Annotated in this window: 26 protein-coding genes; 24 read left to right on the top strand and 2 right to left on the bottom strand. The window is 57.9% G+C overall.

Annotated features, from left to right (window positions below; genetic code table 11):
• Position 1: 1 nt before the first annotated feature.
• The 22 genes from SUTH_RS16745 to SUTH_RS16645 all read left to right on the top strand — a co-directional run bounded on the left by SUTH_RS16745 (position 2) and on the right by SUTH_RS16645 (position 22,948).
• Positions 2-1,093 carry an SGNH/GDSL hydrolase family protein gene (locus tag SUTH_RS16745; RefSeq protein WP_041100881.1) on the top strand — a complete coding sequence of 364 codons (1,092 nt, stop codon included), beginning with the start codon at positions 2-4 and terminating at the stop codon, positions 1,091-1,093.
• An 88-nt stretch (positions 1,094-1,181) separates the two neighbouring features.
• Entirely contained in the window at positions 1,182-1,901 is a 720-nt protein-coding gene (gene pgl, locus SUTH_RS16740) for a 6-phosphogluconolactonase (protein ID WP_052473734.1), read from the top strand.
• A 12-nt stretch (positions 1,902-1,913) separates the two neighbouring features.
• Complete coding sequence (locus SUTH_RS16735; RefSeq protein ID WP_041100879.1) at positions 1,914-2,897, top strand: phosphoglycerate dehydrogenase; 984 nt, start codon at positions 1,914-1,916, stop codon at positions 2,895-2,897.
• 1 nt (position 2,898) lies between these two features.
• Complete coding sequence (locus SUTH_RS16730; protein WP_041100877.1) at positions 2,899-3,768, top strand: NAD-dependent epimerase/dehydratase family protein; 870 nt, start codon at positions 2,899-2,901, stop codon at positions 3,766-3,768.
• A 57-nt stretch (positions 3,769-3,825) separates the two neighbouring features.
• Positions 3,826-4,422 carry an acyltransferase gene (locus SUTH_RS19155; protein WP_084207468.1) on the top strand — a complete coding sequence of 199 codons (597 nt, stop codon included), beginning with the start codon at positions 3,826-3,828 and terminating at the stop codon, positions 4,420-4,422.
• A gap of 2 nt (positions 4,423-4,424) precedes the next feature.
• Positions 4,425-5,087, top strand: a complete 663-nt coding sequence (locus tag SUTH_RS16725; RefSeq protein ID WP_070099387.1) for an HAD family hydrolase — start codon at positions 4,425-4,427, stop codon at positions 5,085-5,087.
• Positions 5,080-5,841, top strand: coding sequence for an HpcH/HpaI aldolase family protein (locus tag SUTH_RS16720; RefSeq protein ID WP_041100875.1), 762 nt, complete (start codon positions 5,080-5,082; stop codon positions 5,839-5,841). Before SUTH_RS16725 ends, SUTH_RS16720 begins: the two co-directional genes overlap by 8 nt.
• Positions 5,828-6,574: a hypothetical protein gene (locus tag SUTH_RS16715; RefSeq protein WP_041100873.1), complete on the top strand. Its 747-nt coding sequence runs from the start codon at positions 5,828-5,830 to the stop codon at positions 6,572-6,574. The genes SUTH_RS16720 and SUTH_RS16715 overlap by 14 nt, the downstream gene beginning before the upstream one ends.
• The gene (locus SUTH_RS16710; RefSeq protein WP_041100870.1) at positions 6,571-7,548 is read left to right on the top strand and encodes a class I SAM-dependent methyltransferase; all 978 of its coding nucleotides are present in this window, start codon (positions 6,571-6,573) and stop codon (positions 7,546-7,548) included. Before SUTH_RS16715 ends, SUTH_RS16710 begins: the two co-directional genes overlap by 4 nt.
• A gap of 95 nt (positions 7,549-7,643) precedes the next feature.
• Positions 7,644-8,399, top strand: coding sequence for a 3-deoxy-manno-octulosonate cytidylyltransferase (locus SUTH_RS16705; protein ID WP_041100868.1), 756 nt, complete (start codon positions 7,644-7,646; stop codon positions 8,397-8,399).
• On the top strand, positions 8,386-10,305 hold the full coding sequence (locus SUTH_RS16700) for a TIGR04326 family surface carbohydrate biosynthesis protein (protein ID WP_084207466.1): 1,920 nt from the start codon (positions 8,386-8,388) through the stop codon (positions 10,303-10,305). The genes SUTH_RS16705 and SUTH_RS16700 overlap by 14 nt, the downstream gene beginning before the upstream one ends.
• Positions 10,306-10,512: 207 nt before the next feature.
• Positions 10,513-12,123, top strand: a complete 1,611-nt coding sequence (locus SUTH_RS16695) for a B12-binding domain-containing radical SAM protein (RefSeq protein ID WP_084207465.1) — start codon at positions 10,513-10,515, stop codon at positions 12,121-12,123.
• 21 nt (positions 12,124-12,144) lie between these two features.
• Entirely contained in the window at positions 12,145-13,242 is a 1,098-nt protein-coding gene (rfbG, locus tag SUTH_RS16690; RefSeq protein WP_041102499.1) for a CDP-glucose 4,6-dehydratase, read from the top strand.
• Complete coding sequence (locus SUTH_RS16685) at positions 13,239-13,664, top strand: hypothetical protein (RefSeq protein WP_041100861.1); 426 nt, start codon at positions 13,239-13,241, stop codon at positions 13,662-13,664. The genes rfbG and SUTH_RS16685 overlap by 4 nt, the downstream gene beginning before the upstream one ends.
• Positions 13,661-14,425 (top strand): glucose-1-phosphate cytidylyltransferase, encoded by a 765-nt coding sequence (gene rfbF / locus SUTH_RS16680; protein WP_041100859.1) that lies wholly within the window; start codon positions 13,661-13,663, stop codon positions 14,423-14,425. The genes SUTH_RS16685 and rfbF overlap by 4 nt, the downstream gene beginning before the upstream one ends.
• Positions 14,413-15,546: a DegT/DnrJ/EryC1/StrS family aminotransferase gene (locus SUTH_RS16675; protein ID WP_041100857.1), complete on the top strand. Its 1,134-nt coding sequence runs from the start codon at positions 14,413-14,415 to the stop codon at positions 15,544-15,546. Before rfbF ends, SUTH_RS16675 begins: the two co-directional genes overlap by 13 nt.
• A complete protein-coding gene (locus SUTH_RS16670) occupies positions 15,519-16,499 on the top strand; it encodes a glycosyltransferase (protein ID WP_052473732.1) in 981 nt (326 codons plus the stop codon). The genes SUTH_RS16675 and SUTH_RS16670 overlap by 28 nt, the downstream gene beginning before the upstream one ends.
• Positions 16,500-16,650: 151 nt before the next feature.
• Positions 16,651-17,841 carry a hypothetical protein gene (locus SUTH_RS19475; RefSeq protein ID WP_148312961.1) on the top strand — a complete coding sequence of 397 codons (1,191 nt, stop codon included), beginning with the start codon at positions 16,651-16,653 and terminating at the stop codon, positions 17,839-17,841.
• 115 nt (positions 17,842-17,956) lie between these two features.
• Positions 17,957-18,910 carry an NAD-dependent epimerase/dehydratase family protein gene (locus SUTH_RS16660; RefSeq protein WP_041100853.1) on the top strand — a complete coding sequence of 318 codons (954 nt, stop codon included), beginning with the start codon at positions 17,957-17,959 and terminating at the stop codon, positions 18,908-18,910.
• Positions 18,911-20,062: a glycosyltransferase family 4 protein gene (locus SUTH_RS16655; protein WP_041100851.1), complete on the top strand. Its 1,152-nt coding sequence runs from the start codon at positions 18,911-18,913 to the stop codon at positions 20,060-20,062.
• Positions 20,059-21,060, top strand: a complete 1,002-nt coding sequence (locus SUTH_RS16650) for an MraY family glycosyltransferase (protein WP_148312960.1) — start codon at positions 20,059-20,061, stop codon at positions 21,058-21,060. Before SUTH_RS16655 ends, SUTH_RS16650 begins: the two co-directional genes overlap by 4 nt.
• A gap of 64 nt (positions 21,061-21,124) precedes the next feature.
• Entirely contained in the window at positions 21,125-22,948 is a 1,824-nt protein-coding gene (locus SUTH_RS16645) for a polysaccharide biosynthesis protein (RefSeq protein ID WP_041100847.1), read from the top strand.
• On the opposite strand, the gene SUTH_RS16640 is transcribed toward SUTH_RS16645, so the two are convergent.
• Positions 22,908-23,921, bottom strand: a complete 1,014-nt coding sequence (locus SUTH_RS16640) for a glycosyltransferase family 9 protein (RefSeq protein ID WP_041100845.1) — start codon at positions 23,919-23,921, stop codon at positions 22,908-22,910. The two genes, SUTH_RS16645 and SUTH_RS16640, sit on opposite strands and share 41 nt — an antisense overlap.
• Before the next feature lie 16 nt (positions 23,922-23,937).
• Between SUTH_RS16640 and SUTH_RS16635 the strand changes: the two genes are divergently transcribed.
• Both SUTH_RS16635 and galE read left to right on the top strand, forming a co-directional pair.
• A complete protein-coding gene (locus SUTH_RS16635) occupies positions 23,938-24,774 on the top strand; it encodes a symmetrical bis(5'-nucleosyl)-tetraphosphatase (protein WP_041100843.1) in 837 nt (278 codons plus the stop codon).
• A gap of 67 nt (positions 24,775-24,841) precedes the next feature.
• On the top strand, positions 24,842-25,855 hold the full coding sequence (gene galE, locus SUTH_RS16630; protein WP_041102495.1) for a UDP-glucose 4-epimerase GalE: 1,014 nt from the start codon (positions 24,842-24,844) through the stop codon (positions 25,853-25,855).
• A 23-nt stretch (positions 25,856-25,878) separates the two neighbouring features.
• On the opposite strand, the gene SUTH_RS16625 is transcribed toward galE, so the two are convergent.
• A complete protein-coding gene (locus SUTH_RS16625; protein ID WP_041100841.1) occupies positions 25,879-26,340 on the bottom strand; it encodes an outer membrane lipoprotein in 462 nt (153 codons plus the stop codon).
• Between the last annotated feature and the right edge of the window lie 4 nt (positions 26,341-26,344).

Here is a 26,344-nt window from a genome sequence, read left to right as displayed (position 1 = left end):
CATGATCCAACTCATCATCGCCGTCGCTCTCCTGGCTTTCGCCATCGACATCTACTTCGGCCTGTCGCGCCGGACCCGGGGCATGCAGTTCCGGTTCTCCAGGTACAACATGTACACCCTGCAGCCGGGGACGTTCAGCGTCACGCTGTCGAAGCATTACTACAACCTCCCGGACAATCAGGATGTCGCCTGCAGGTTCGAGATCGCCCCGTACGGCTACTTGGATGCCATCCGGCCATGCGAAAACATCCTCGTCGGTGGCAGTGCAGCCTTCGGCGTTGGCAGCCCGGGCAATGCCTGGAACGTCAGCGGCCACCTGCGCGAGAAATACCTGGCCGATGTGATCAACCTGGCGATTCCCGGCTGGAACATCGAGCAGGAAGTGATTACCTTGCTGCGCCATCTCGATGCGATCAGGCCGAAGCGGATACTGCTGTTCGATGGCGCCAACAACCTTGCCCTGGCCTTGCCGTTTGACTACCACGGTTACCCGACCAGTGCGGATGCGCTGGCCTTTTATGGCGAGAGAAAATATGCACAGGCGATCGACGAACATTTCGACACCGCCCCGGATGTTCGCCGTCGTGCGACCATGCTGGTGCGCGAGATGCTGCGGCACTCAGTGATCGCCCGTGCCGTCTATCGTGTCGCGGGCGGACAGCAGGCGGCAAAGGCATCTGCCGCTGCGACGGGCGGGGTCGATGTCGATGCGCAGGCAGCCGTGGCGGTGGAAAACTATCTCGCCTGGCTGAAAGTACTCGTTGCAGTCGCGGCGGCGCGGGGAATCGAGATCCACTGCATCCTGCAGCCGTACTATTCGTACGGGAGGGATGGCGCGGAGGCACGCAACTTCCACTTCTACAGCATCAACGATACGTTTGATCGCTACATGGTTGCAGCATACGGCAGGCTGGATTCGGCATTGTCTGAGTTTGCGGGAATCACCTACCACCCTGTCTTCAAGGAAATGGCGGCGGAAAGCGTCGGCCTGTTTACGGACGCCGTTCATCTCAACGGAACCGGCTATGGCGTGATCGCCGACAAGATCAGCGGTATTGTTCTGGGGTCAAGGCATGATAAAGAAACTCGTTGAATGGATTCGGCAACTGTTTGACAGAAAAAAGAAGGATCGGCCGGATGACATCTATCCGATGTGGTAAGCGTCGCGGTAGTGTCGGTGGATGGCCGGCAACCGGGGGCGGGCCATGAACGGCCAAGCATGGACGTTTCCTGCTGACGTCTGGCCGCAGGCCGCAGCCGGCCTCGTCCAGCAGCGGGTCGCCGCCGGCTTGCGCGAACGTGGCGAATGCAGCGTCATGCTCACGGGCGGCCGCAGTGCGGGAAGTCTTTACCGGGCCTGGGCTGCGATGCCTGATTTTCGGCAGTTGGCGGGCATAGCGTTCTATTTCGGCGATGAGCGCTGCGTCGCCGCCGACCATCCTGCCAGCAACTACGACATGGCAAGACAGACGCTTTTCCGCAACGGCCTGCCCGCCGGTTGTCGGGTTTTCCGCATGGAAGCCGACACACCCGACCACGATGCTGCGGCACGCCGTTATGAGCAGATACTTCCGGAACAGTTGGATGTATTGCTGCTTGGAGTCGGTGAGGACGGACATGTGGCCTCGCTGTTTCCCGGCAGTCCGGCGTTGCACGAACGGCTGCGCCGCGTGGTACCGGTGGTCGGACCCAAGCCGCCCCCGCAACGGCTGACTATCACTCCCCCGGTTATCGCGCGGGCGAAAACAGTATTTGTGCTGGCCACCGGTCTTGCAAAGGCGCGGGTTTGGGAGATGGCCATGCTCGATCCGGCCGATGCGGACAACCTGCCGGCGCGGCTGGTGCTGAATGCAAACTGGTTGCTGGATGCAGCGCCACCCGGAGGATTATTCATTGAATGACAGGAGCCCCCCATGCCCAAGGTGCTGATCACCACCGTGCCTTTCGGAGACAAGAACCGCCTGCCGATAGAGCAACTCGACGCTGCCGGCATCGAATACCTGGTCAATCCGATCGGACGCAAGCTCAGGGAAGAGGAGCTTGCGGAGATGGTGACCGATTTCGATGTCCTGATTGCCGGTACCGAGCCGATCACCGAGCGGGTCATGCGCCGTGCCAGCCGCCTGAAACTGATTTCGCGCGTCGGCATCGGCCTGGACAGCGTCGATTTGCTGGCGGCAGAGCGGCGTGGCATCCAGGTCAGCTACACGCCGGATGCGCCGGCTCCGGCCGTGGCGGAACTGACGATTGGCCTGATGCTGTCGCTGCTACGCTCGATCCACACAGTCAATGCCCGCATGCATAGTGGTGAATGGCATCGCTACTTCGGGCGTCGCATTGCCGAAATCACCATCGGCGTGATCGGCGCCGGCCGCATCGGCGGGCAGGTGCTCGATTGCCTCGGCGGTTTCGGTCGGCCGCGCATCCTGGTCAATGATCTGCGGCCAAACCTCCGGCCGGAACGGGACACGGCGATCGAATGGGTCGGCAAGGAGGATATCTATCGCAGCGCGGACGTCATCACCCTGCACGTCCCGCTGACGGCCCAGACCAAGAACATGATCAGGCGCGAGCAGTTGCTGCAGATGAAGCAGGATGCAATTATCATCAACACATCGCGCGGCGGTATCGTCAATGAACACGATCTGGCACAGGTGCTCGACACCGGGCACCTGGCCGGCGCAGCCATCGACGTGTTCGAGCAGGAGCCCTATGCCGGCGACCTGGTGCGGAGCGACCGCTGCCTGCTTACCTCGCACATGGGGTCGATGTCGGTAGACTGCCGCATGCGGATGGAAATAGAGGCGACCGAGGAGGCCATCCGGTTCCTGACCGGACAGATGCTGCAGGGACTCGTGCCGCCGGACGAATACGAAGTGCAAAGGCAGGGGTTGTGACGTGAAAAATGTTTGCGTAATCGGCGGTTCCGGTTTTCTCGGCAGCCATGTAGCGGATGCACTTAGCGCGACCGGGCATCGGGTACGCATCTACGACCAGAAAGTTTCGCCCTGGCTGAACGGCGACCAGGAAATGGTCATCGGTGATCTGCTGGATGCCCGCAAGCTCGATGACGCCATTGCGGGGGCCGACTACGTCTATAACTTCGCGGCGCTGGCCGATCTCAACCAGGCACTCGACAAGCCCCTGGAAACTGTGCGGATCAACGTGCTCGGCAACGCCCAGGTGCTGGAATCATGCCGCGCGCACCGTGTCGAACGCTTCATCTACGCCAGCACCGTCTATGTCTACAGCCGCGAGGGCGGTTTTTATCGCTGCAGCAAGCAGGCTGCCGAGCATTATGTCGAGGAATACCAGCGCGTCTATGGCCTTGACTACACGATCCTGCGCTATGGATCGCTCTATGGGCCGCGCGCCGACGAAACCAACGGCCTGTACCGGATCGTCAGGGGCGCATTGGAAACTGGCGTGCTGCGATACGAGGGCAGTCCCGACACCCTGCGCGAATACATCCATGTCGAGGATGCGGCGCGGGCCAGCGTGGCGGCACTCGGCGACGAGTTCCGCAACCAGAGCGTCGTGCTGACGGGGCAGGAGCCGATGCGCGTACTCGACCTGCTGGAGATGCTTGCCGAGATACTGGGCCTCACGAACGCCGTGGAATTCGTTGCAGGCGACCAGCCGGGCCACTATGTACGTACACCCTATGCCTATCAGCCGAAACTCGGCCGGAAGTATGTACCGCCGATGCACGTGGATTTAGGGCAAGGCTTGTTGCAACTGATCGATCATGTGCGCGGAGGCAGATAAGATTGATCGACGACAGAAGCGCTTTCTTACCAGAGCCGGCTTTTTTGCCAATGTCTGATGTGGCTGATTGATCGACTGCGTTTAGCACTTGATGCGTTTCTGAGCCCTTGGCCAACCGCTATGGGTGGTCAATACCTTCGTCGCGCTTTCTGGAGAAGTCGTTTTGCATATTGTGGTGGAGGGGTGCGTTTCGATGCGCAATTGGTCATTATGGGTTTTGCCGCCATACGAATTGGAGAAGGAACTTCCATCATGAGCGGCTCCTACCTTTATGCCAACGAAGGTGGAAATCTGAGTATCGGATCGTATTGTTCTTTCAACCACAATGTATTGATCGGTGCGGCGAGTGGCGAAATAGTCATTGGCAACGATGTATTGATCGGCCCGAATGTAGTGCTCCGAGCGTCGGATCATGAGTTCGCCGATGCCAGCGTGCCAATTCGCAAGCAAGGCCATCGCCGGGGGAAAATTGTGATTGGCGACAATGTATGGTTGGCGGCGAACGTGATCGTTACTTCGGGTGTAACAATTGGATCAGGTTGTGTGGTGGGTGCCGGCAGCGTTGTAACAAGCGATTTGCCTTCGATGACCGTATGTGTTGGCAATCCGGCACGGCCAATTCGTTCAAGATTGGCGCGCGCAGTAGATTCGTAATCATGAGTACTGCGCGTCAAATTGACATAGGCAAACTCTTGTCAGCGGCCTCACTCATTTTCTGGGACTTTGACGGCGTCATCAAGGACTCTGTCGAGGCGAAGTCGGATGCGTTCGAGACCTTATTTCTTCCCTATGGCTGTGCCGTTGCCGCGCGGGTCCGGAAACACCATGAGGCGAACGGCGGGGTTTCACGCTTTGAGAAGATTCCGCTTTACCTCGCCTGGGTGGAGGAGCCGGCGACAGACGCGCGGGTGCGTGAGTTCTGCGAACATTTTTCCGCCCTCGCCATGCAAGCAGTGATCGATTCGCCATGGGTTCCAGGCGTTCGCGAGTATCTGGCGAATCACCATACCCGACAGTACTTCGTTCTTGTTTCGGCTACCCCTCAGGACGAGATTCAGCAAATTCTTGACGCGCTCGACCTAACCCATTGTTTCCGTGAGATTCATGGCGCGCCGAAAAAAAAGGCTGATGCACTAAAGGATGTTTTAAGCCATTTACAATTGAATCCAAGCCAGGCGATTATGGTGGGCGATGCGGAAACCGACCTGATTGCCGCCCAAAACCACGACGTTCCTTTCCTGTTGCGCCGTACCCTCTTTAACCGGGACCTTCAGGACCGCTTTGCCGGCCCGATGTTCGAGAATCTGACCCATGAATAGATTGAAAGCCGTCCGGGAAATCCGCGCACAACTGAAAAGCGGCGGCCACTCCATTGGCAGCTGGATGCAGATCCCGCATCCGGCTATCGCCGAAATCATGGGGCAGGGCGGCTATGACTGGGTGGCCGTGGATATGGAGCATGGGGCGGTTGCCATCCATCAACTGCCGGACCTGTTCCGTGCGCTCGAACTGGGCGGAACCTTGCCGCTGGTACGCCTCGCCCATGGTCAGCCGAAGGATTGCAAGCAGGCACTGGATGCCGGTGCCGGCGGGGTGATCGTGCCCATGATCGAAAGCGCGGAGCAGTTGGCTGGCGTGCGCGATGCCTGTCGCTGGCCTCCGGCCGGAACCCGTGGCGTCGGCTTCTCGCGGGCCAATCTCTTCGGCAAGCACTTCGATGCCTATCGCGAGGAGGCGCAAGCCCCCCTGCTGGTGGCCATGATCGAGCATCATCGCGCCGTGGCGAATCTGGAGGGCATTCTTGCGGTCGATGGACTGGATGCCATACTGATCGGACCTTATGATCTGTCGGCATCAATGGGACTGACTGCGCAGTTTGATCATCCAGAGTTTTGTGCTGTGATGGAGAAGATTCGTGCACTTGCGGAAGCCCATGCTGTACCCGCCGGCCTCCATGTCGTGGCGCCCTCCCGGGATGAACTTAACCGCCGGCTTGACGAGGGCTACCGGTTTCTGGCTTATTCAATTGATGCGGTGATGTTGAACAGTGTTGTCAGTCATGGAGTCGATTGAGATCGATTGTCCGAACTTCGGACCTCTGGTCCTTGCGGGAGATCGGTTGCATGCGGGGCGTGACTTCGATGTGCGCTCCAACGGCGGCCGGGGAAAGCTGGACTACCTGATCTTCCTCGATTCCCGGGGTGTCAGCGGAGGATTCGAGGGCTCACTTGCCGACAAACTGACCGGGTGGATATCAGGTGCTGGCGGCTATTACCTTTCGCTCTGTCGACCGCTTGAATTGACCACATGGGCGACCTTGATCAACTTCATTACGCTCAACAGGCTGAATCCGGCCCAGATCGTGACCAACATGGGTTTCGTCGACTTTACCCCCAAGAAGCAGTCGATTCTGGAGGATGCTATTAGGCAGGTGGAGTTTCTGGTCGGCAAGGGCGTCGCGAAATCCTATGCTTTGCAACACATCGTTTCATCGAGGGGCGACGAGATTCCCTTGTACTCGATGGCTTATGACGGCACTTACCGACAATGTATTGAATCAACCGTGGTTCGGCAACCTACTGTGGTCATCAACAGCCCGCTTGTCGATCCGGGAATCCGCGTTGAACGGTTGCGTCCAAGTTCCTTTTTCTTTGCACTGACCGAGTCGAATGAATTCAACCGCTCGATCAACGGCGCTCAGGTTGTCGACCTCCCCGATTTCGACGAGTCGCTTACGTACGATGCCGTTCATTACACCAGCCGGGGAAACGAAGTGATTTTTGACATGGTCAAAGGCTATCTATGAAGGAAGAAGAGATCCGCCCCAAAGACGTCTTCGACGAGTACCTACGCCTTGCGCGAGAGGATACCGGCACCTATTTCAGGAACGCAAGACGTGAAACCGGCAATTGCCCCGCTTGTGAGGGCGAGGGCATGCCGGCCTTCACGAAGAATGGCTTTTCCTATCAAACCTGTCCTCGCTGTCAGACACTTTTCGTGAATCCGCGGCCCGTCGCCGACGCATTTTCAAAGTACTACACAGAATCGCCTTCTTCGAAATTCTGGGCGACAACCTTCTACAAGGAAACGGCGGATGCGCGCCTGGAAAAGCTCTGGAAGCCGAAGGCCCGATTGATCCGCGAGACCTTGGATCGCTATGGAGCCGGACGGTACACTATTGTCGATATCGGGGGCGGCTATGGCCTTTTTGCCGAGGTGATGAGAGATTTTCATGGACAGACGCCGGTCGTTATCGAACCCGGACCGCTGCTTGCCGCAGCCTGCCGAGATAAATCGCTTCAGGTCATTCAGAAGTTTCTTGAGGATGTGGAAGCCGCGGACCTTCCCGCCGGACCGAAGGCATTCTTGAGTTTCGAGTTGTTCGAGCATTTGCATGATCCGGCAAGATTCCTTCGGCAATTGCAGGGGTTGATGGCGCCCGGCGACCTCTTCGTTTTTACCACCCTCTCCGGAACTGGCGTTGACATCCAGGCATTGTGGGAAGATTCGAAATCCGTCAGCCCGCCGCATCATCTCAATTTTTTTAACCCTCGCTCCGTAGCAGGCCTGTTGGTGCGCCTGGGCTTCGAATGCCTGCAAGTGACCACACCGGGTAAGCTCGATATGGATATCCTTGCGAACAATCAATCCTTGATAAAAGATCGCTTCTGGAAGACGTTTGTTGCCGTCGCCTCTGACGATGAAAAGGCCGAATGGCAACAGTTGATAGCGTTGTCGGGGTGGAGCTCGCACATGATGACGGTGTGCCGCAAGCCGTGAGATGGGTTCTTTGCAGATAGTCGGCGCTGGCGCCACGGGGATGCGTGGCACAGCCAGGGCCGGTAGGCCTCGATAATTACTTTGATGGAGTTTGCATGAACATTCTCGCCCTCATTCCAGCCCGAATGGGCAGCAGCCGTTTTCCCGGCAAGCCGATGGCGCCGATTCTCGGCAAGCCGATGATCGGCCATGTCTATGAGCGCGTTGCGAAGTCGCCGTTGCTGGCGATGACGGCAGTAGCAACCTGCGATCAGGAAATCTTTGACTACATCGAGTCGATCGGCGGCGTTGCGGTCATGACCGCCGATACCTATGAGCGGGCATCCGACCGCTGTGCCGAAGCGCTGCTAAAACTGGAGCAGGCGAACAATGTGCGCTACGACATCATTGTGATGGTGCAAGGTGACGAACCAATGACGCATCCCGATATGATCGCCGAAGCTGTACAGCCGATGCTGGATGACCCGGCTATCCAGGTGGTGAACCTGTTGGGCCAGATAATGGACGCCACTGAATTCGAAGACCGCAACTGCATCAAGGTGGTGTGCGATCTCAATCTAAATGCGATGTATTTTTCTCGGGAGCCGATTCCGACCCGTTGCAAGGTTGGCAAGGTTCCCATGGGCAAGCAGGTTTGTATTATTCCGTTTCGCCGCGATTACCTTCTGGAATACACTCGACTGGCGCCGACGCCTCTTGAGATTGCAGAGTCTGTAGACATGATGCGGATTCTTGAGCATGGCATGAAGGTGCGCATGGCGCCAACCAAGCACAGCACCCAGGCGGTCGACACTCTCGACGACCTGAAGAAGGTTGAAAGGTTGATGCAGGACTTGAATGCCCGAACGTAGTTTGAAGAAGAGCGGAAACAGATTAGAGACACTGTTTGTCTGGGATGCGGAAGGTTCTCCGCCAGCAGGCAGTTGGACGGCGGTGCTTTGGCGCGACTTTGCAACTATAGCTTCACCGGAGGTTGTTTCAATCCCGCAGTTGGTAGAGGAAAACGCGGATGATCTTCGCCAGAGATATCTAGCGTGGGTCTACGAACTCGGCGAGACGCACATTCAAGGCCGACGCCTGGTCGATCATCTTGAACTCCGGCCCGGGTTCAGCTATTGGTGGATGACCCTGTTTGCGGAAAAATGCAATTACAGCAAGTCACCGCAGATTGATAATGCGATTCGTTTGATGGCTCTGGAGAAGTGGGCAAGCGATCATTCGTTTGGCCGTGTTGTGTTGGCCAGTTCCAACAGGAGTCTTGCTGATTCGGTGCGGCTGTGGTGCGCCACGATTGGGGCGTCTTTCGAGTGGCGGCATATGGTTCGGGCAGCCGAGTCCAGATCTTGGTTGAAGCGATTGTACTGTTCGATGCCGCAGCCGGTGCAGGCATTGATATGGTTGGCGCGCCATTTGGTTGACCGATGGCCGCTACGGGGTATAGGTCTACGGGAATGGCGAGAAACTCAGGGCACGATGGCCTTCGTTTCCTATCTCGATAATATGGTTCCCGATGCGGTGGAAGAAGGTCGGTTTGAGAGCCGTTACTGGGCGCAACTACCGGATACTCTACAACGTGAGGGTTGCAAAACCAATTGGCTTCATCTGTATGTAAAGGATGCGCTACTGCCGACCGCTGCGAAGGCGGCCGATGTCATTGGTCGACTCAACAAAGCATGTCATAGCGGCCAGACCCATGTCACCCTCGATGCATTTTTAGATATTGGCGTTATTCTCGCGACGCTGCGCGATTGGCTTTGGCTAAGCTGGACTGGATGGCGTGTGCGGTTGTCTCGCAACATGCCAAGAGCTGGCCGGCTTGATCTCTCACCGATGTTCCGGAAGGAGTGGAGATGGTCGATGTCTGGTCAAACTTCCATGAGTAATGTCCTCTTTCTCAATCTGCTCGAATCGGCAATGAGGTCCTTGCCGAAGCAACGCATAGGAGTGTATCTACAGGAGAATCAGGGGTGGGAGTTTGCACTCGTACATGCGTGGAAGGCGCTGGGGCATGGTCGATTGATCGGGTCACCACATTCGACGATCAGGTACTGGGATCTTCGCTATTTTTTCGACCGATCCTGTTACACGCGTACCGGTGATAACCAACTACCACTGCCGGACCAAGTTGCGCTCAATGGCGCGATCGCGCGTGATACCTATCTAACCGGTGACTATCCGGAAGGTGATTTGGTGGAGGTCGAAGCCTTGCGCTTTCTCCATCTGGCCGAAGCCAGAGCGAAAGCACCTCTTGGTTTTCGGCCATCGGAAAGTCCACTGCGGGTGCTGGTCCTTGGAGAGTATCTGCCACGCAATACGAGGAAGCAGATGCGTCTGCTGGAGAAGGCGGCGCAGTATCTGCCGTCCGATATGGTTGTGAACGTCAAGCCCCATCCCAACTGCCCGGTTCAGCCAGCTGACTATCCCGGCCTCAGAATGTCGGTAACAATGGAGCCGGTTTCCAAACTGTTGGCCAAGTGTGATGTCGCCTATACAAGTTGCGTCACATCGGCGGCAGTCGATGTTTATTGTGCTGGCGTACCCGTGGTTTCCCTGCTTGATCCGAATTCCCTCAATTTGAGTCCGCTACGCGGGTGTGAAACGGTCATATTTGCTAGTACTGAAAATGAGCTGGCCAGCGCGCTGATTTCCGCTGCATCCCACCCGCGCGCGCCGGGAGACCGTAAGAACTTCTTTGTTCTTGACCCTGAACTTCCGCGTTGGCGGCAATTATTGTCCGAGCAATTCCATACGCATTGAGTGGTTGAATTGGTGAGAGGCAAGCTCTATGCTTGCCCGAAATACCATCCACAGCCGGATGGCGAGGCAGGAGCGGAGGTTGGCATTTCACGAAGGCAAGTGGTGAAATATGCGCACCTTTTCCTCAATGCCCTTTCGTAGTGGTGCATCATTCTTAGACTGGATTTCTGAGGCTGTCTGGTAGTTCTCGGGATAAAGGAAAATATTATGGGCAATAAAGTCATTCAGATCGCAGGCGGGGATTCATCGTGCAACAGTGCTCCGAAAAAAGTGCTGTCTCCCGCCGCATCGATCAGGCATCGCCCCCGGATTCAGAAAATACTCCTGATCCAGCCACCGGCATTTTCCAACAATCTTCGGGGCGACATGAACCCGAATGCGCCCTTGGGTTTGGGCTATATAGCGGCAATGCTGGAACGAGAGGGATATGGCGTCAGCATTCTCGATGCGTTTATCGAAGGATGGGACCAGGAATCCAGAATCAATGAAGAGAAAATTCTCGTTGGGCTGACGTTCGAGCAGATTCAGGACGTGGTGCGCAGGGAAAATCCCGACGCTGTGGGCGTTACCAGCATGTTTACCTCCCAGCGAAAAAATGCGCATCGTGTAGCGCAAGTGGTGAAGGAGGTCGATCCGGAAATCGTCGTCATTTTTGGAGGGGCGCACCCGACTTCTGCACCGGAAATGGTCATGGCCGATCCCAGCGTTGACGTGGCGGTGCTGGCGGAAGGGGACAACCTGATTGTTCCCCTGCTTCGCTGCATCGAGGCCGATGGCGATTTGCGCACCTTGGATGGCTTGGCCTACCGGGATCAATCGGGTGAAATGGTTGTCATCGACAAGACCACGCAAATGAGCGACCTGGACGACCTGCCGTATCCGGCCCGACATTTGCTGCCCATGGAAAAGTATTTCACGGCCGGCGTCAGGCATGGCGGAGCCAGCAAGGGCAAACGTGCTGCGTCGATGATCACCTCGCGCGGTTGTCAATACAGATGCAACTTCTGTACCGCCTTCAAGGTGTTCACTCGTCGCCCGAGGATGCGTTCCATTGAGAATGTGCTGGGCGAGATCGACGAACTCGTCAACAAGTACGGCGTCGACGAGCTATTCTTCGAAGACGATCAGATCATTGCCAAGCAGCGCCGCAGCGGAGAACTGTTTGACGCGATAGGGGCGCGGTACAAGCTTCATTGGGATACTCCGAACGGGGTGTCGCCATGGCTGCTGGATGATGAGATTCTGGGGAAAATGAAGGCGTCCGGATGCTACCGCGTCAACATTGCGATCGAGTCGGGAAATCAATGGGTTCTCGACAACATCATCAACAAGCCGGTCAAGGTGGCTAAAGTGCCGGACGTGGTGAATGCGATTCGACGTCACGGAATGGAAGTCGGAACCTTCCTCGTTGTGGGCAACATTGCGCGGGATGCAGTGGAAACCCTCGATCAGATCCGGGATAGTTTTGTCTTTTGTCGAAAGATCAAGGTGTTCCCGCACGCATCGTTGCTGACAGCCTATCCTGGGTCTGAAGTGCTCGATATAGCCAAGGAGAAAGGCTATCTTGTGCCCGGTTTCGATTGGGACAATTTGATCATCCAGAAATCCCAGCTTCAAACGCCTCTTTGGTCACCTGAGCAGCTGATGAATCTGGTTGCGAAGGAACGTCTCAAGACGAGGTGGTGGCTGTTCCTGACGTCTCCTGTGGATACGCTAGGGCAGTTGGCGGATAGATTTGCCAGGGATCCCATGGCTACGGTAAAGACGATAGGACGTTTCCTTGGCGGCAGTTTTTCTCGATTGGTGCTAAAACCCTAAAATTTGGCGAAGTATCTCAAGATGAATGGATTGAGTTTTTTTAAAGATGCACGGGTGCTGGTCACCGGCCACACCGGCTTCAAGGGCTCCTGGCTGAGCCTGTGGCTGACACGGTTGGGGGCGCAGGTTTCAGGGGTCTCCTTCGGAGTACCGTCAGAGCCATCACATTTTATGGCGGCAGGCCTTGCGGGAAAGGTGCATGACTATCGACTGGATATTCGCGATGGTGCGGCGCTGAAGACTCTGGTCGAGAAAATTCAGCCCGAATTCGTGTTTCATCTGGCGGCTCAGGCGCTGGTGCGGCGCTCGTATGCCGATCCGGTGGATACTTGGCAGACGAATGCCCTGGGCACGATCAACCTGCTGGAGGCCATGCGCGGTCTTGAGAATCCATGTGTTGCCGTGCTGATTACCAGCGACAAGTGCTATGACAATGTCGAATGGGTGTGGGGTTACCGCGAGACGGATGCTTTGGGCGGACCCGATCCCTACAGCGCTTCGAAGGGCGCGGCGGAGTTGGCGATACGTTCCTATGTGAGGTCTTTCTTTTCCGCGGATGGCGTGGTGCGCATTGGTGTCGGCCGTGCCGGGAATGTGATCGGCGGTGGCGATTGGGCGGAGGATCGCATAGTGCCGGACTGCATGCGCGCCTGGTCGAGGGGCGAAACCGTGCCACTGCGCAATCCGCTGGCGACGCGACCATGGCAGCATGTCCTGGAGCCGCTCAGCGGTTATCTGAATCTGGCCATGGCGTTGCAGGAAGGCGCTTCATTGCATGGGCAAGCCTTCAATTTCGGTCCGCCGGCGCAGCAGGATCACTCGGTCGGCGAATTGGTTCTGGCAATGTCGAACCATTGGGACCAGGTTCGCTATGAAGATGTTTCGGCTCAATACGGTGGGCCGTACGAATCCGGACTCCTGAAACTGAACTGCGACAAGGCCCTGCATCATCTGCACTGGAGGGCAGTGTGGGACTTCGATGTGACGGTGCGCGAGACCGCCTTGTGGTATCGCCGCTATTACGAGCAACCCGCGCAGTCGATTGCCGACTTTTCATCCGCGCAAATCGAGGCCTACGTAGATGCTGCGCGGGCACAAGGGTTGGCGTGGGCGCGATGAGCGTGGCACACGTTGTAGTAACGCCCCTGAAACGGGTTTCCGTCGACGGCGGCGATGTAATGCATGCAATGAAATGCGGCGATCCGGGATTCGCCGGATTCGGGGAGGCATATTTTTCCAGCATCGAGCGAGGCGCAGTGAAGGCCTGGAAACGCCATCTGCGCATGACATTGAATCTGGTTGTGCCGGTGGGTAAAGTCCGGTTCGTGCTTATTGACGACGACGGCGCGATGCGCGAGGAATTGTTGGGGCCGGATCGGTATGCCCGACTGACGCTGCCGCCGGGCATCTGGTTCGGCTTCAGCGGCTTGGCTGCACCCTACAGCCTGGTCCTCAATCTGGCAGATATTCCGCACGACCCGGGCGAGGTCGAACGCAAGCCAGAGAGTGAATTTCCGATTCAGTGGGAGAGCAAGGCATGAAAGCGATTCTTCTCGCCGGCGGTTTTGGTACCCGTCTTTCCGAGTATACGGAGGCGATTCCGAAACCAATGGTTACCGTAGGTGGCCGGCCGATTCTGTGGCACATCATGCGTACCTACGCCCATTTCGGGCACAAGGATTTTTATGTGGCGCTGGGTTACAAAGCGGAGTTGATCAAGGAGTATTTCCTTCATTACCGTTCGCTGAATGCGGACTTCACGGTGGATCTGGCAACAGGGGCGGTGTCGCCGCATCAGATCGATGATGCCGACTGGCGGGTGACTCTGGTGCATACCGGGCTGGAGTCCATGACGGGAGGCCGCGTAAAGCGGATGCAGTCATTCATCGGCAACGAACCCTTCATGCTCACCTATGGCGATGGTGTCGCCGATATCGACATAAATGCCTTGCTGAAATTTCACCGCAGCCACGGCAAGATGGTGACGGTGACTGCGGTACATCCCGGCGCACGCTTTGGCGAATTGCTGATCGAAAACGAAAAGGTGGCGAGTTTTCAGGAGAAGCCGCAGATGGGCCAGGGCTGGATCAACGGGGGGTACTTCGTCATCCAGCCCGAATTCTTCGACCTGATCACGGACGATACGACCATACTGGAAAGGCAGCCGCTCGAACAGGCCGCGCGAATGGGCGAACTTATGGCGTATCGGCACGACGGATTCTGGCACTGCATGGATACGAAGCGCGACAGGGACGAGCTCGAAGAGCTTTGGCAATCAGGAGACGCAGTATGGCGGGTTTGAAACCCGGAAACCTGATACGGCTGTCGAAGTCATGCGTCGGCGAGGCCGAGAAACTGGCGGTGATGGGCGTGCTGGACCGGGAATTCCTGGGCATGGGCGCCGAAGTACAGCAGTTCGAGCAGGCGCTGACGGCATTCTTCGGGCGGCCTGCAGTATGCGTGGTGAATGGGACGGCCGCCCTGCAACTTGCTCTGCAGGCTTGCGGTATCGGGCCCGGCGATGAGGTATTGGTCCAGTCGCTCACCTACGTCGCCAGCTTTCAAGCCATTTCGGCGACCGGCGCGAAAGCGGTTGCTTGCGATCTGGACGCCGGGACGCTGACCCTGGATTGGCGGGATGCGGAAAAGAGGCTGACTCCAAGGACGAAGGCGGTCATGCCGGTTCACTACAGCGGCGGTGTGGGCGCCCTGGACGAAATTTATGCCTTCGCCCGGAAACATAGTTTGCGCGTGATCGAAGATGCTGCCCATGCCTTCGGCACGACGCACCAGGGCAAGCGGATCGGAGGTTTCGGCGATATCGCCTGCTTCAGCTTCGATGGCATCAAGAACATCACCAGCGGTGAAGGCGGTTGCATCGTCACCGACGACGCGGACGTTCTGCGGCGGATTCAGGATGCCCGCCTGCTGGGCGTGGAAAAGGACACGGAAAAGCGCTACACCGGCCAGCGCAGTTGGGAATTCGATGTTACTGCGCAAGGCTGGCGGTATCACATGAGCAATATCATGGCGGCGATCGGCATCGAACAACTCAAGCGATTTCCGCAGATGGCCGAAGCCAGGCAGCAGCTCGCCCGCCGCTATGACGAATTACTGCACGGTCATGAGCGAATTCAAGCTCTGCCGCGAGATTATGCTATCGTGGTGCCGCACATTTATGTGGTGCGCATCCAGGACCTGCGCGACCGCAAGATGTTGCAGTCGAGATTGCTGGAGCAGGGCATACAGACCGGCATGCACTACCAGCCCAACCACTGGTTGTCCTTGTACCGCGATTCCGCAGCATCGCCGCTGCCGCTGACTGATGCGGTTTTTCCGGAGTTGCTGTCGCTGCCCCTGCATCCGGATCTGGACAAAATCGGCGTCGAGCACATATGCGCAAGACTGAAGGAGCTCATCTGAAGACTGATCAGTCGAGCAATGCCGAAGGCCCGGGCGACCGGCCCTTGGTCAGCGTGATCATGAATTGCTATAACGGTGAGCGATATCTCCGTGAGGCAATTGACAGTGTCTTACAGCAGACCTACGGCAATTGGGAACTGGTGTTCTGGGACAATGCCAGTGAAGACGGAACTGCCGAAATAGTTCATTCCTATGCCGATGGCAGGATCCGATACCATCTGAGCAGCCAAACGACTCCCCTCGGTTCGGCGCGCAATTCGGCCATCGCGCAGGCGAACGGAGAATTCATCGCCTTTCTGGATAGCGACGACCGATGGTTGCCGGCCAAGCTCGAATTGCAGGTACGGTGGTTCCGCGAAAATCCCGATGCCGGATTTTGCTATTCCAACTATTTCAAATTGGTCAACGACGGCCGGGTGCGTCAGAAGGCGCTGGCTGGCGCACAGCCGGAGGGGGACGTGTTTTCACGGTTCCTGCGCCAATACCCGGTAAATCTGCAGACCGTGATGCTCAGGGCTTCGAGTCTGAATCTGTTCTTCGATCCCGAGTTGGAAGTTTCCGAGGAATACGATCTCTTTATGCGGCTGCTTTCCCATGTTCGTGCGGGATACATTGACGAGCCATTGGTCGAGTACCGCATACATGGCGAAATGAGCAGCGTGCGGAAGATCGAAAAATACGCGCAGGAAAATGCCATTGTTCTGCAAAAGCTGCTGAGCATGAGTTCTGATCTGGAACGAAAGTACCCAACCGAGCTGATGCATTTCCGCGCGAAACTGGGGTATTACCAGGCAAGAGCCGAAATGGCGTGGGATCAGCCTGGCTTGGCGCGTGCTGCGCTACGACCACACATTCGAGCAGGTGGGCGATTCTTGATTCTTTATTTTTTGGCTTTTTTCGGTCGATCTGCCTGGAATCTTGCACACAGGACGCTCGGAAGGTTTTCAAAATAGGACGTAGCAAACTTTTTGGAGCCGCAACAATCTCTCTGGCTAGAGTCAGAAATTTATCCGAGAATTGCAGATTAACAAGGCTAGACCGTTTCTATTTGATCGAGTGCAATATGAAATCCAGAAGTGATGGCAATCAATTTCATTTCACATCATGTGGACGATCATGAGTATGTGGAGGTCAGTCCGAATCCGCCTTCCCAATGTAAGTGACATCCAAGTATTCGTATTATTGTTTTCACAAGTTATATCTGCCCAAATCGCATTCTATCCATTGATAGTGCTTGGTATCGCGAGAGGGCTAACTAAGAGCGTTCGATGTAATGAAGCAATTGCTGGTTTTTTGTTGATTGGGTTCGTTACTCTTTCCATTCTTCTTAGAGGGGCCTCAATCGAGCTACTGACAAAGCTCCTACAATTTTATTTTGGTATTGTTTTTGTGATTGCTGCGTTTTCGCTTGATAGAAAATTGAGGATAGGTGCTGGGCAGGTTTGGATATTTGTCGGCCTTGTTTTTTATGAAGTCATCTCCTATTCGATATTCGATATCCAGCCAATAACCCACCAGCATCCTGACATAGTAAATGCCGAGCCCGGAGAGCGCGCTAGTATCGGACTAGGGGTAGTGCGTGCCTATGGCCCGGCAGTGAACTCGAGCGTAAGCGGTTCAATTTTGGCGATAATGTTTTTTCTTTTCTATACAAATAGAAGCGTGCGTCAAAATATTGATACAAGTAGTAGCACGTACCTATTGGGTTGTGTATTTCTAGCGTTTGTATTGTGTGGTTCGGTAACGGCCTACTTGACATTTGGTTTGTTGGTAGGGCTTAGCTTTCCTCGGATAATGCGTAAATGGAAATTTGAGAAGGCTGTGCGGGGATACACCACTGAGAGCACCAAGACGTTCAAGCGACTGATTGTGGTACTCGGATTCCTTCTGTGTTGCTATCTTTTATCGGATTTTCTCGAGGCGTTGATTGGATCGAGAGTCAATTTCAGATACTTGGAGTTCATTTGGAACTTCAAGAGTGAGCAAGCTTCGCGGTTGAGTAGTTTCTCAGATGTATTGTTTGGCGTGGATTTAGTGGGGATGACACCAAGCGAGACTGGGGGGGATTTTGTATTGTTTGATGCAGTTCAAAAAGTTGGTTTGCTGGGTGTGTTTGGGCTCCTTGCTGCTTTGTACTACTTCTGTCCGAGAGAGAACAGGGTATTTTTGCTCGCCGGTTACCTTTCATCCCTGCACTACGGGACCATTTTTGTCCTTTGTGGGCAAGTGTTCTTTGGTGCACTATGTGCAAATTCCATTGCATTAAGCAGGCCAGCCGAGATTATTCGTCGATAGATACCTCGATCAGGCTACGATCCGAGATTGTAAAGATGACGGGTTGGAAGATGGGAACGAGAGGATAGCCTCTCAGCTAACTGAAGTCTGATGCGACGAAGGTGGACCTAAAAGCGTGGTGGTACTGATAAGCGGGGCAAGCGGCTTTATTGGGCGGTCGCTTGTCGGCCATCTCTGCTCCCTTGGCTATTCGGTGGTTGCGCTTTCGCGCAAGATCGACAATGTGTTTCCGGTCGGCGTTCGTTCAATCAGGGGCGACCTGATGGAGCCATCATCCCTGCCTCCCGATCTCTTCTGCGGTGTCAAAGCGGTATTCCATTGTGCCGGCGAAATCAACGACCCCTTGAACATGCGGCGCTTGCATGTCGATGGTACGGCTCGCCTGCTTGATCTCGCTTGTCGAGAGGCAGCGGGAAACTCTTCGCACCCCATCCGCTGGGTCCAGCTGAGCAGCGTGGGCGCATACGGACCGGGCGGGCGGAGTGGTCTGGAGCGAGTTGTCACGGAGAGTTCTGCGGAGAACCCTCGCGGCGAATACGAGATCACCAAGACGGAAGCGGATCGGTTGCTTCTGAAGGCGTCGAAAGAGGGAAAGATCAGTCTGACCATTCTCAGGCCCTCCAATGTGTTCGGCCCTGGCATGCCGAATCGGTCGCTCCCCAATTTGCTGAAGGCGGTGAGGCGTGGATTGTTTTTCTACATGGGTTCGCGAGAGGCAATAAGCACCTACGTTCATGTTGATGATGTCGCGCGCGCGCTGGCTGCCTGCGCCGGCAGCCCGAATGCAATTGGCAAGATATACAACTTGTCGAATGACTGCCCGCTGTCCGAACTGGTCAATGCGGTTGCGGACTCATACGGGCGGAACCGGCCCCGTCTGGTTGTTCCGGAATCCCTGGTGCGACTCCTTACCCATGTTTTCGAGGGGCGTTCGTTCTGGCCGCTGACTTCATCCAGGATCGATGCCCTGGTTTCCCGGACGAGGTATCCCGCGGACCTCATCCGGCGCGAGCTTGGCTTCGAATTCTCCCGCCCGGTTCCTGTGAGCGCGCTGGAGCTTCTTGACTAGATGGCCAGAACAGACACACGGGTTTGCTTCGTTTCAACGATCGCCTGGCCGTTGCGGGTCTATATCGGGCCCCATATCCGGAAGATTGCGGAAAGCAGCCAAGTAACGCTCGTCGCCGACGGCGTTTCCGAACTGGCGAATGGAGAGTTTGACTCCGCTGTCCGTTTCAGGCAAGTGGCAATACCACGCAGGATACGTCTGGGGTCCGATGTCCTGGCGCTGTTCAAGCTGTGGCGCATCTTAAGATCCGGTCGCTTCGACTGCGTGCACTCGATCATGCCCAAGGCCGGGCTGCTTTCGATGCTGGCAGGGGCTGCTGCCGGGGTGCCCGTTCGCTTCCACACTTTCACCGGACAGGTCTGGGCTACGCGGGCAGGTCTTTCCCGCCGATTCCTGATGCTGATGGATTGGCTCATTGCGCGGCTGGCGACGAGCGTACTCACGGACTCCTTGTCGCAGCGGGATTTTCTGATTGCGAACGGAATCGTCAAGGCGGGAAAAATTTCTGTCCTCGGCAATGGCTCGGTTGTCGGCGTTGATCCGCTTCGCTTTGCGCCGGATACTGAGGCACGAGAACAAGGCCGGCGGGACCTTGGGATTGGGACGGGTGATTTCGTCTTTTTATTTGTCGGGCGTCTCAATCGGGACAAGGGAGTCACCGACCTGTTGCAGGCGTTTGCGGAAATCTCGCACCGCCATTCCTCCGCGCATTTGGTGCTGGTAGGCCCGGATGAGGATGGCTACGACGTGCGCATTGCGAACCTGCCCGAAGCCCTGAGGCAGCGGTTGCATCGTGTCGGCTTTACATCGCAACCTGAACGATGCATGGCTGTTTCGGATGTGATCTGCCTTCCAAGTTATCGCGAGGGCTTCGGCAGTGTGCTGATAGAAGCGGCGGCTGGCGGACTGCCGGCCGTGGCGTCGCGCATCTACGGGATCAGCGACGCCGTGGTTGATGGGGTGACGGGTATTCTTCATGAGCCGGGAAACGTTGCGGAGATCGTTCTGGGCATGCTCAAACTGGCCGAGGATCAGCCACTGCGCTCGAGGATGGGCGCCGCCGCCCGGGCGCGCGCAGTTGAAGAGTTTTCCGAGGAACGCCTGACGACGGCGTTTCAGAACTTCTACCGCAAGCATGGTGTGTTGAATTGAAGGCCGGCTGGATTCTGATAGCGGTTGTCGCACTGTCTTTTGTCCTGACAGGCCTGATGAGACGCTATGCCTTGTATAGGCAACTCCTGGATCATCCGAACGAACGCAGCTCCCATTTCGCACCGACACCGCGTGGTGGAGGTGTTGCTATCGTCATGGCGTTCATGGCAAGTTTTATATTGGTGGAAGAAGCATCCGCGGCGGTCGCAACCGCGCTGATGGTCGGTGGAGCGGGCGTTGCAGCGGTTGGCTTTGTCGATGACCACGGCCACATTGCCGCGCGATGGAGGTTGCTTGCGCACTTTTTCTGCGCCGCGTGGATTCTCTACTGGATCGGAATACCACGCTTCGAATGGATGGGCGCCGCCGTCGACATTGGACCGGTGGCAGCCGTCCTCGCGGCACTCTACCTGGTCTGGATGTTGAATCTTTACAACTTCATGGACGGGATCGATGGCATCGCCGGGGTCGAAGCGCTGACAGTCGGCGCTGGTGGAACGGCGGTGTACTGGCTGACGGGCATGCCGATGGGCGACGCCGCCGGCCTGCCCGCGCTGCTTGCGGCGGCGTCCCTGGGCTTTCTGCTGTGGAACTTTCCGCCCGCAAGGATTTTCATGGGGGACGCCGGCAGCGGATTTCTCGGCTTGATGCTAGGGGCATTCTCGTTGCAGGCAGCCATGGTTCGTCCGGTGCTGTTCTGGTGCTGGCTGGTGTTGCTCGGGGTGTTCATCGTCGACGCCACTGTTACCCTGATTCGCCGACTGCTGCGAGGCGAGCGGGTCTACGAGGCGCATTGCAGCCACGCCTACCAGCATGCCAGTCGCGAGTTCGGCGCCCATCGTCCGGTTACCCTTGCCGTTGCCGCCTTGAACCTTTTCTGGCTACTGCCGTGGGCAATGGCGATTGCCTCCGGGCGCGTCGACGGTGTCGTCGGCCTTGTTGTCGCCTATATCCCGCTCGTGGCTCTTGCGCTTCGGTTCAAGGCCGGAACTGCGTGAGGCGATCGGTAGAAGTGGGCTGCGTTTCAAGTTTCAATTAGGTAGCCGGTAGAATTGCGGCATCATGAATCCCCGTTCGCTCACTGCTTCCTTGCACGACCTCTGCGCCGCTGCCATTGCCTGGATGGCGGGCTATGCGTTGCGCTTCAATTTCGACATTCCCCCCAGCTTTGTGGAGGCGATGTGGAACAACCTGCTGTGGGCAATTCCGCTGCAGGCTGTGATTTTTCACGGCTTCGGGCTCTATCGGGGTATCTGGCGCTTCGCCAGCATTCCCGACTTGCGGCGGATCGCACTGGCGGCAGGTACGGCGGGTTTGGCGATACCGGCGGTATTGCTCATGTTCCAGCGTCTCAACGATGTTCCGCGCTCGGTCCTGGTGCTGCATCCCCTGCTGCTGGTATTGATCATGGGGGGCAGCCGGTTTCTGTATCGGGCATGGAGGGACGGGCAACTGGTTTCTCCGCGCCGGTTCAACGCGGAACCCGTGATCGTAATGGGCGCCGGTGGCGCCGGCGCCGCGCTGCTGCGTGACCTTGCCGGCAGTCAGCGCTGGCGCGCAGTGGGTTTGCTGGATGACGATCCGGCCAAGCTGCGCCTGCAATTGCAGGGGGTGTCCGTGCTCGGGCAGCTGGATAGCGTGGCGCGGGTTGCAGCGGCGCATCAGGTGGCGACAGTGATCGTTGCGATGCCATCGGCGTCGCCATCCGCTCGCCGGCACGCGGTCGAGTTGGTGGTGGGTGCGGGGCTCAAGGCTTTGACCGTGCCGGCGCTGGCGGATGTGCTGTCCGGGCGCGTCACCGCTGCCGAGGTGCGGCAGGTCGAGCTCGAGGACCTGCTCGGGCGCGAACAGGTGCTGCTCGACAACGAGGGACTGAAGGAACAACTGACCGGGAAATCGATTCTTGTGACCGGCGCCGGCGGTTCCATCGGCTCGGAGTTGTGCCGGCAGATCATTCGCTTTGCTCCCGCCAAGCTGGTGTTTCTGGAGCAGTCCGAGTTTGCGCTTTACAGCATCGAACAGGAGTTTGCAGGGCAGCCCGTGTGCTGCGTGGTCGGCGACGTCAAGGACTCTTCAAGACTGGAAGCCGTGTTCGCCGAACACAAGCCTGACGTGGTATTCCATGCGGCCGCCTACAAGCATGTGCCGCTGATGGAATCGGCCAACGCGTGGGAAGCGGTGAGGAACAATGTGCGGGGCACGCTGAACGTGGCGCGCGCCGCACTTGCCAGCGGCACAAGTGAGTTCGTGCTGATTTCCACCGACAAGGCGGTGAATCCGACCAATGTCATGGGCGCCAGCAAACGCCTGGCGGAGGTGGTATGCCGGGCGGTGCAGACCCAGGCTTCGGCCACCCGCTTCGTCATGGTGCGCTTCGGCAACGTACTCGGTTCGTCGGGCAGCGTGATTCCGCGGTTTCGCCAACAGATTGCGGCAGGCGGGCCTGTAACGGTGACGCATCCGGACATCATTCGTTACTTCATGCTGATCCCGGAAGCTGCGCAGCTGGTGCTGCAGGCGGGCCTGATTGCCAGCCGGCAGCAGGAAGGTGGCCAGATCTTCGTTTTGGACATGGGGGAGCCGGTGAAGATTGTCGATCTGGCACGCGACCTGATTCGTCTTTCCGGCTTCACCGAAGATGAGATCAAGATCGAATTTACCGGCTTGCGCCCCGGCGAGAAACTCTATGAGGAGTTGCTGGCCGATGGCGAGTCGACCTTGCCGACGCCCCATCCCAAGCTACGCATTGCCAAGCCATCCGCTACGCCCGATGCGCAGTGGCTTGCCGATCTTGAGCAGTGGCTGGCGGTGCCGTCGCGCACCGAGGCCGACGTGAAGCAGGGACTCAAGGCGCGCGTGCCGGAATATCAGCCTTCAGTGCATTGAAGGCGGTGACGACTTCGTCGACTCCAACATCTGCCACATCGAAGGACGGCGGCTGCAGCAGGCGATAGGGAACACCCCAGGGCCGCCATCTTCCCGCGCCGGAGTTGCCGAACAGGCAGACGATGGGCAGGCCCAGGCCCGCTCCGATATGCATGGCGCCGCCGTCGGCGCAGATCATTGCATCGCATTCAGCCAGGGCGGCGATCAGTTCCGGCAGGGTTTGCGTGGGTCTGGAAATCACCGTGGCGCCAGCGCCGACTCTTTCAAGTACATCCTGCGCCTTGGTATCGTCACCGGGGTGTAGCGGGTTGTCTTCAGCGCCGGGCGACCACAGCAGCATGAAGCGTATCGGGCCTTGTGCCGCAATCGCCCGCATGGTTTCGGCAAAGCGATCCGCCGGCCAGCGCTGCGAGGGTTTGCGCGCGCTGATGTGGACACCGATGGTAAGAGTCGGCGCTGGCGATACGCCGGCCGGGGCAACGATGCGGCACGGCGGCGGCGGCCCATCGATACCGTAGATCGCCGCGATGCGAAATACGTCCTCGACTTCGTGGCGATCTTCTGTGTCGAGTGGCAGCGATACATCCAGCCTGCCGTTCTCCCCGAAGCCAATAATCCGTTTGGGTTTCAGCCACCGCGCGAGCGCGATAAGTCGCGGCTGTGGCGCCGGCGCGGCAAGGATCACGTCGTCGAGCTGCATTCGGCGTAGCCGACGCATCATCATCAGACGACGCCAGAGGATTCCCGGCAACGACTCGTTTTGACCGCGATGCTTGGCCTTGGTATAGACGAACACCTCATCGAGATCCGGATTGCCGTCCAGCACCGGAGCGTTGTAGCTATTGACCAGCGCGCCAAGCCAGCCCTCCGGAAAGCGCTGGCGCAATGCGGCGATCAGCGGCGTGGTGCAGACCAGGTCGCCGATGTTGTCGCGGCGGATGATCAGTATTTTTGGGTTGGGATGTGGGCTCAAGGTAAACTGCCGCGCTATGGCTACATATGCAATTGGCGACCTGCAGGGCTGTTACGACCCGCTGCGCCGCCTGCTCGACTATATCAGTTTCGATCCGGCCGCCGACCGTCTCTGGTTTGTCGGCGATCTGGTCAATCGCGGCCCTGCTTCGCTCGAGGTGCTGCGCTTCGTCAAGTCGCTCGGCGCCGCGGCGACGGTCGTGCTCGGCAATCATGATCTGCATCTGGTGATGCAAGCCGAAGGCTACGGCAAGGCCAACAAGGAAGATACGCTCGAAGCGGTGCTGGCTGCCACCGATCGGGACGAGTTGCTGGCTTGGCTGCGATCGCAGCCGCTGTTTCATGTCGAGGGCGATTGGGCGATGGTACATGCGGGCCTGTTGTCGACCTGGACGGTCGCGCAGGCGAAGGCGTTGTCCGACGAAACCTCTGCGGCATTGATGGCAGACGATTATCGCGACTTCCTGGCGCACATGTGGGGCTCCGAGCCGGCAGCGTGGCGCGACGATCTCGTTGGCTGGGATCGCCTGCGCGTGGTGGTGAATGCGATGACGCGCATGCGCTACGTGACAGCTACCGGCGCCATGGAATTCCGCGCCGCCGGGGCCAAGGCGCCGCCGGACAAGGGGCCGCCGGGCTGCGTACCATGGTTTGCCGCGCCGATGCGGGCGAGTGCGGACCATCAAATTGTGTGCGGGCACTGGTCGGCCCTGGGTTTTCACCAAGAGAAAAATCTTCTGGCGCTCGACACGGGGTGCCTCTGGGGCGGCTGCCTGACGGCGGTGCGGCTGGAAGACCGCCGCATCATGCGCCAGCCCTGTCCGCAGCAGGCGAAGCCCTCGGGCTGGGATTGAAACAGGCGGCAATCGAGGATAAATCCATGCACGCAATTTCAGCGTTCATTTTTTGGAAGTCAGCACCATGATCCTGGTCACCGGCGGTACGGGCTATATCGGCTCACACACCTGCGTGGCCCTGACCGAGGCCGGGCACGACCTGCTGATTCTCGACAACTTGTGCAACAGCCGCGCCGATGTGGTCAACCGGCTCGAAACCTTGTGCGGCAAGCGCCCGGATTTTGTCGAGGGCGATGTCCGTGATTCCGTCGTCCTCGACGAGATTTTTGATCGCCACCCGATCACGGCAGTGATGCATTTCGCCGGCCTCAAGGCAGTGGGCGACTCCGTCGCGCGACCGCTCGAGTACTACGACAACAACGTAAATGGCACCCTCCAGTTGTTGGCCGCCATGCGTCGGGCGGAAGTCAAGACTCTGGTCTTTTCCTCGTCCGCCACAGTGTATGGCGATCCGGCGAGCGTACCGATCCGCGAAGACTCTCAGCGGTCGGCGACGAATCCCTACGGACGCAGCAAGCTGATCATCGAGGATATTCTCGCTGATCTCCACAATGCAGAGTCCGATTGGCGCATCGCCCGCCTGCGCTACTTCAACCCGGTGGGTGCGCACGAGTCTGGTCTGATAGGCGAGGATCCGCGGGGCATGCCCAATAATCTGATGCCCTTTGTTGCCCAGGTGGCTATAGGCAAGAGAGAATTCCTCAACATCTGGGGTAATGATTACCCCACACCGGACGGCACCGGTGTGCGCGACTACATCCACGTGGTCGATCTGGCCGAAGGCCACGTTGCTGCGCTCGATTACCTCAATCGTTTGGGTGGCCTGCTCACCGCGAATCTTGGTACGGGGAGAGGCTATTCAGTCCTGGATATGGTCAAGGCCTTCGAGCAGGCTAGCCAGCGCAGCATTCCCTGCAAGATCGGACCGCGCCGCGCCGGCGACATCGCCCAGTGCTGGGCCGATCCCGGCTTGGCAGACGAATTACTGGGCTGGAAATCGAAGAGGGGGCTGGAGCAGATGTGCGTCGATGCGTGGCGCTGGCAACAGTGGTGCGAAAACCAGGGTATCAGTACCTGAATCGCGCTACCACTAGCGCCGCGTCAATGCGAGACCCGCGTCACCCCGTTCCCTGACAATATCCGCACCCGCTCGCCAACGCGAAACTGGTCGTCGGCTTCCTGGGTCACGGCGATGATTTTCCCTGTGTCCAGCTTGATGGTGATCTCCAGCCCGTCCTTCTTGGTGGCCTTTTCCTCGATGGCTTGCCCCGCCACGCCGCCGAGCACGGCGCCGAGCACCGAGCCCACCGTGGAACCCTTGCCTTGACCGACGTTGCTGCCCGCGATGCCGCCGATGACGCCGCCGGCCACGGCGCCGGTACCGCTCTGGGTACCCTCGATGGTCACCTGCCGCACGGACTCGACGACACCCATGCGCACGTTCATTTCGCCCCGCGTTTGCGAGCGGGAATAGGCCGAGCCGGACTGGCTTCCGGCGCAGCCGGTGAGGGCCACCGTGGCTGCGGCAGCACATGCGATGGCAAGCAATCGATAGGACATCATGATG

The sequence above is a fragment of the Sulfuritalea hydrogenivorans sk43H genome (genome assembly GCF_000828635.1).
GTDB lineage: Bacteria > Pseudomonadota > Gammaproteobacteria > Burkholderiales > Rhodocyclaceae > Sulfuritalea > Sulfuritalea hydrogenivorans.
The sequence above is the reverse complement of the archived record's forward strand: the minus strand, read 5'-3'. Positions and strand labels throughout refer to the sequence as shown.

Bases quoted from the DNA above. Each gene is read 5' to 3' on its own strand.
- SUTH_RS16685 (WP_041100861.1), top strand. From the start codon at position 13,239: ATGAGCGTGGCACACGTTGTAGTAACGCCCCTGAAACGGGTTTCCGTC.
- SUTH_RS16720 (WP_041100875.1), top strand. From the start codon at position 5,080: ATGAATAGATTGAAAGCCGTCCGGGAAATCCGCGCACAACTGAAAAGC.
- pgl (WP_052473734.1), top strand. From the start codon at position 1,182: ATGGCCGGCAACCGGGGGCGGGCCATGAACGGCCAAGCATGGACGTTT.
- SUTH_RS16715 (WP_041100873.1), top strand. From the start codon at position 5,828: ATGGAGTCGATTGAGATCGATTGTCCGAACTTCGGACCTCTGGTCCTT.
- SUTH_RS16625 (WP_041100841.1), bottom strand. From the start codon at position 26,340: ATGATGTCCTATCGATTGCTTGCCATCGCATGTGCTGCCGCAGCCACG.
- SUTH_RS16710 (WP_041100870.1), top strand. From the start codon at position 6,571: ATGAAGGAAGAAGAGATCCGCCCCAAAGACGTCTTCGACGAGTACCTA.
- SUTH_RS16705 (WP_041100868.1), top strand. From the start codon at position 7,644: ATGAACATTCTCGCCCTCATTCCAGCCCGAATGGGCAGCAGCCGTTTT.
- SUTH_RS16655 (WP_041100851.1), top strand. From the start codon at position 18,911: ATGGCCAGAACAGACACACGGGTTTGCTTCGTTTCAACGATCGCCTGG.
- SUTH_RS16635 (WP_041100843.1), top strand. From the start codon at position 23,938: ATGGCTACATATGCAATTGGCGACCTGCAGGGCTGTTACGACCCGCTG.
- SUTH_RS16745 (WP_041100881.1), top strand. From the start codon at position 2: ATGATCCAACTCATCATCGCCGTCGCTCTCCTGGCTTTCGCCATCGAC.
- SUTH_RS16670 (WP_052473732.1), top strand. From the start codon at position 15,519: ATGCGCAAGACTGAAGGAGCTCATCTGAAGACTGATCAGTCGAGCAAT.
- SUTH_RS16645 (WP_041100847.1), top strand. From the start codon at position 21,125: ATGAATCCCCGTTCGCTCACTGCTTCCTTGCACGACCTCTGCGCCGCT.
- SUTH_RS16695 (WP_084207465.1), top strand. From the start codon at position 10,513: ATGGGCAATAAAGTCATTCAGATCGCAGGCGGGGATTCATCGTGCAAC.
- rfbF (WP_041100859.1), top strand. From the start codon at position 13,661: ATGAAAGCGATTCTTCTCGCCGGCGGTTTTGGTACCCGTCTTTCCGAG.
- SUTH_RS16735 (WP_041100879.1), top strand. From the start codon at position 1,914: ATGCCCAAGGTGCTGATCACCACCGTGCCTTTCGGAGACAAGAACCGC.
- SUTH_RS19155 (WP_084207468.1), top strand. From the start codon at position 3,826: ATGTGGCTGATTGATCGACTGCGTTTAGCACTTGATGCGTTTCTGAGC.
- rfbG (WP_041102499.1), top strand. From the start codon at position 12,145: ATGAATGGATTGAGTTTTTTTAAAGATGCACGGGTGCTGGTCACCGGC.
- SUTH_RS16700 (WP_084207466.1), top strand. From the start codon at position 8,386: ATGCCCGAACGTAGTTTGAAGAAGAGCGGAAACAGATTAGAGACACTG.
- SUTH_RS16675 (WP_041100857.1), top strand. From the start codon at position 14,413: ATGGCGGGTTTGAAACCCGGAAACCTGATACGGCTGTCGAAGTCATGC.
- SUTH_RS16725 (WP_070099387.1), top strand. From the start codon at position 4,425: ATGAGTACTGCGCGTCAAATTGACATAGGCAAACTCTTGTCAGCGGCC.
- galE (WP_041102495.1), top strand. From the start codon at position 24,842: ATGATCCTGGTCACCGGCGGTACGGGCTATATCGGCTCACACACCTGC.
- SUTH_RS19475 (WP_148312961.1), top strand. From the start codon at position 16,651: ATGTGGACGATCATGAGTATGTGGAGGTCAGTCCGAATCCGCCTTCCC.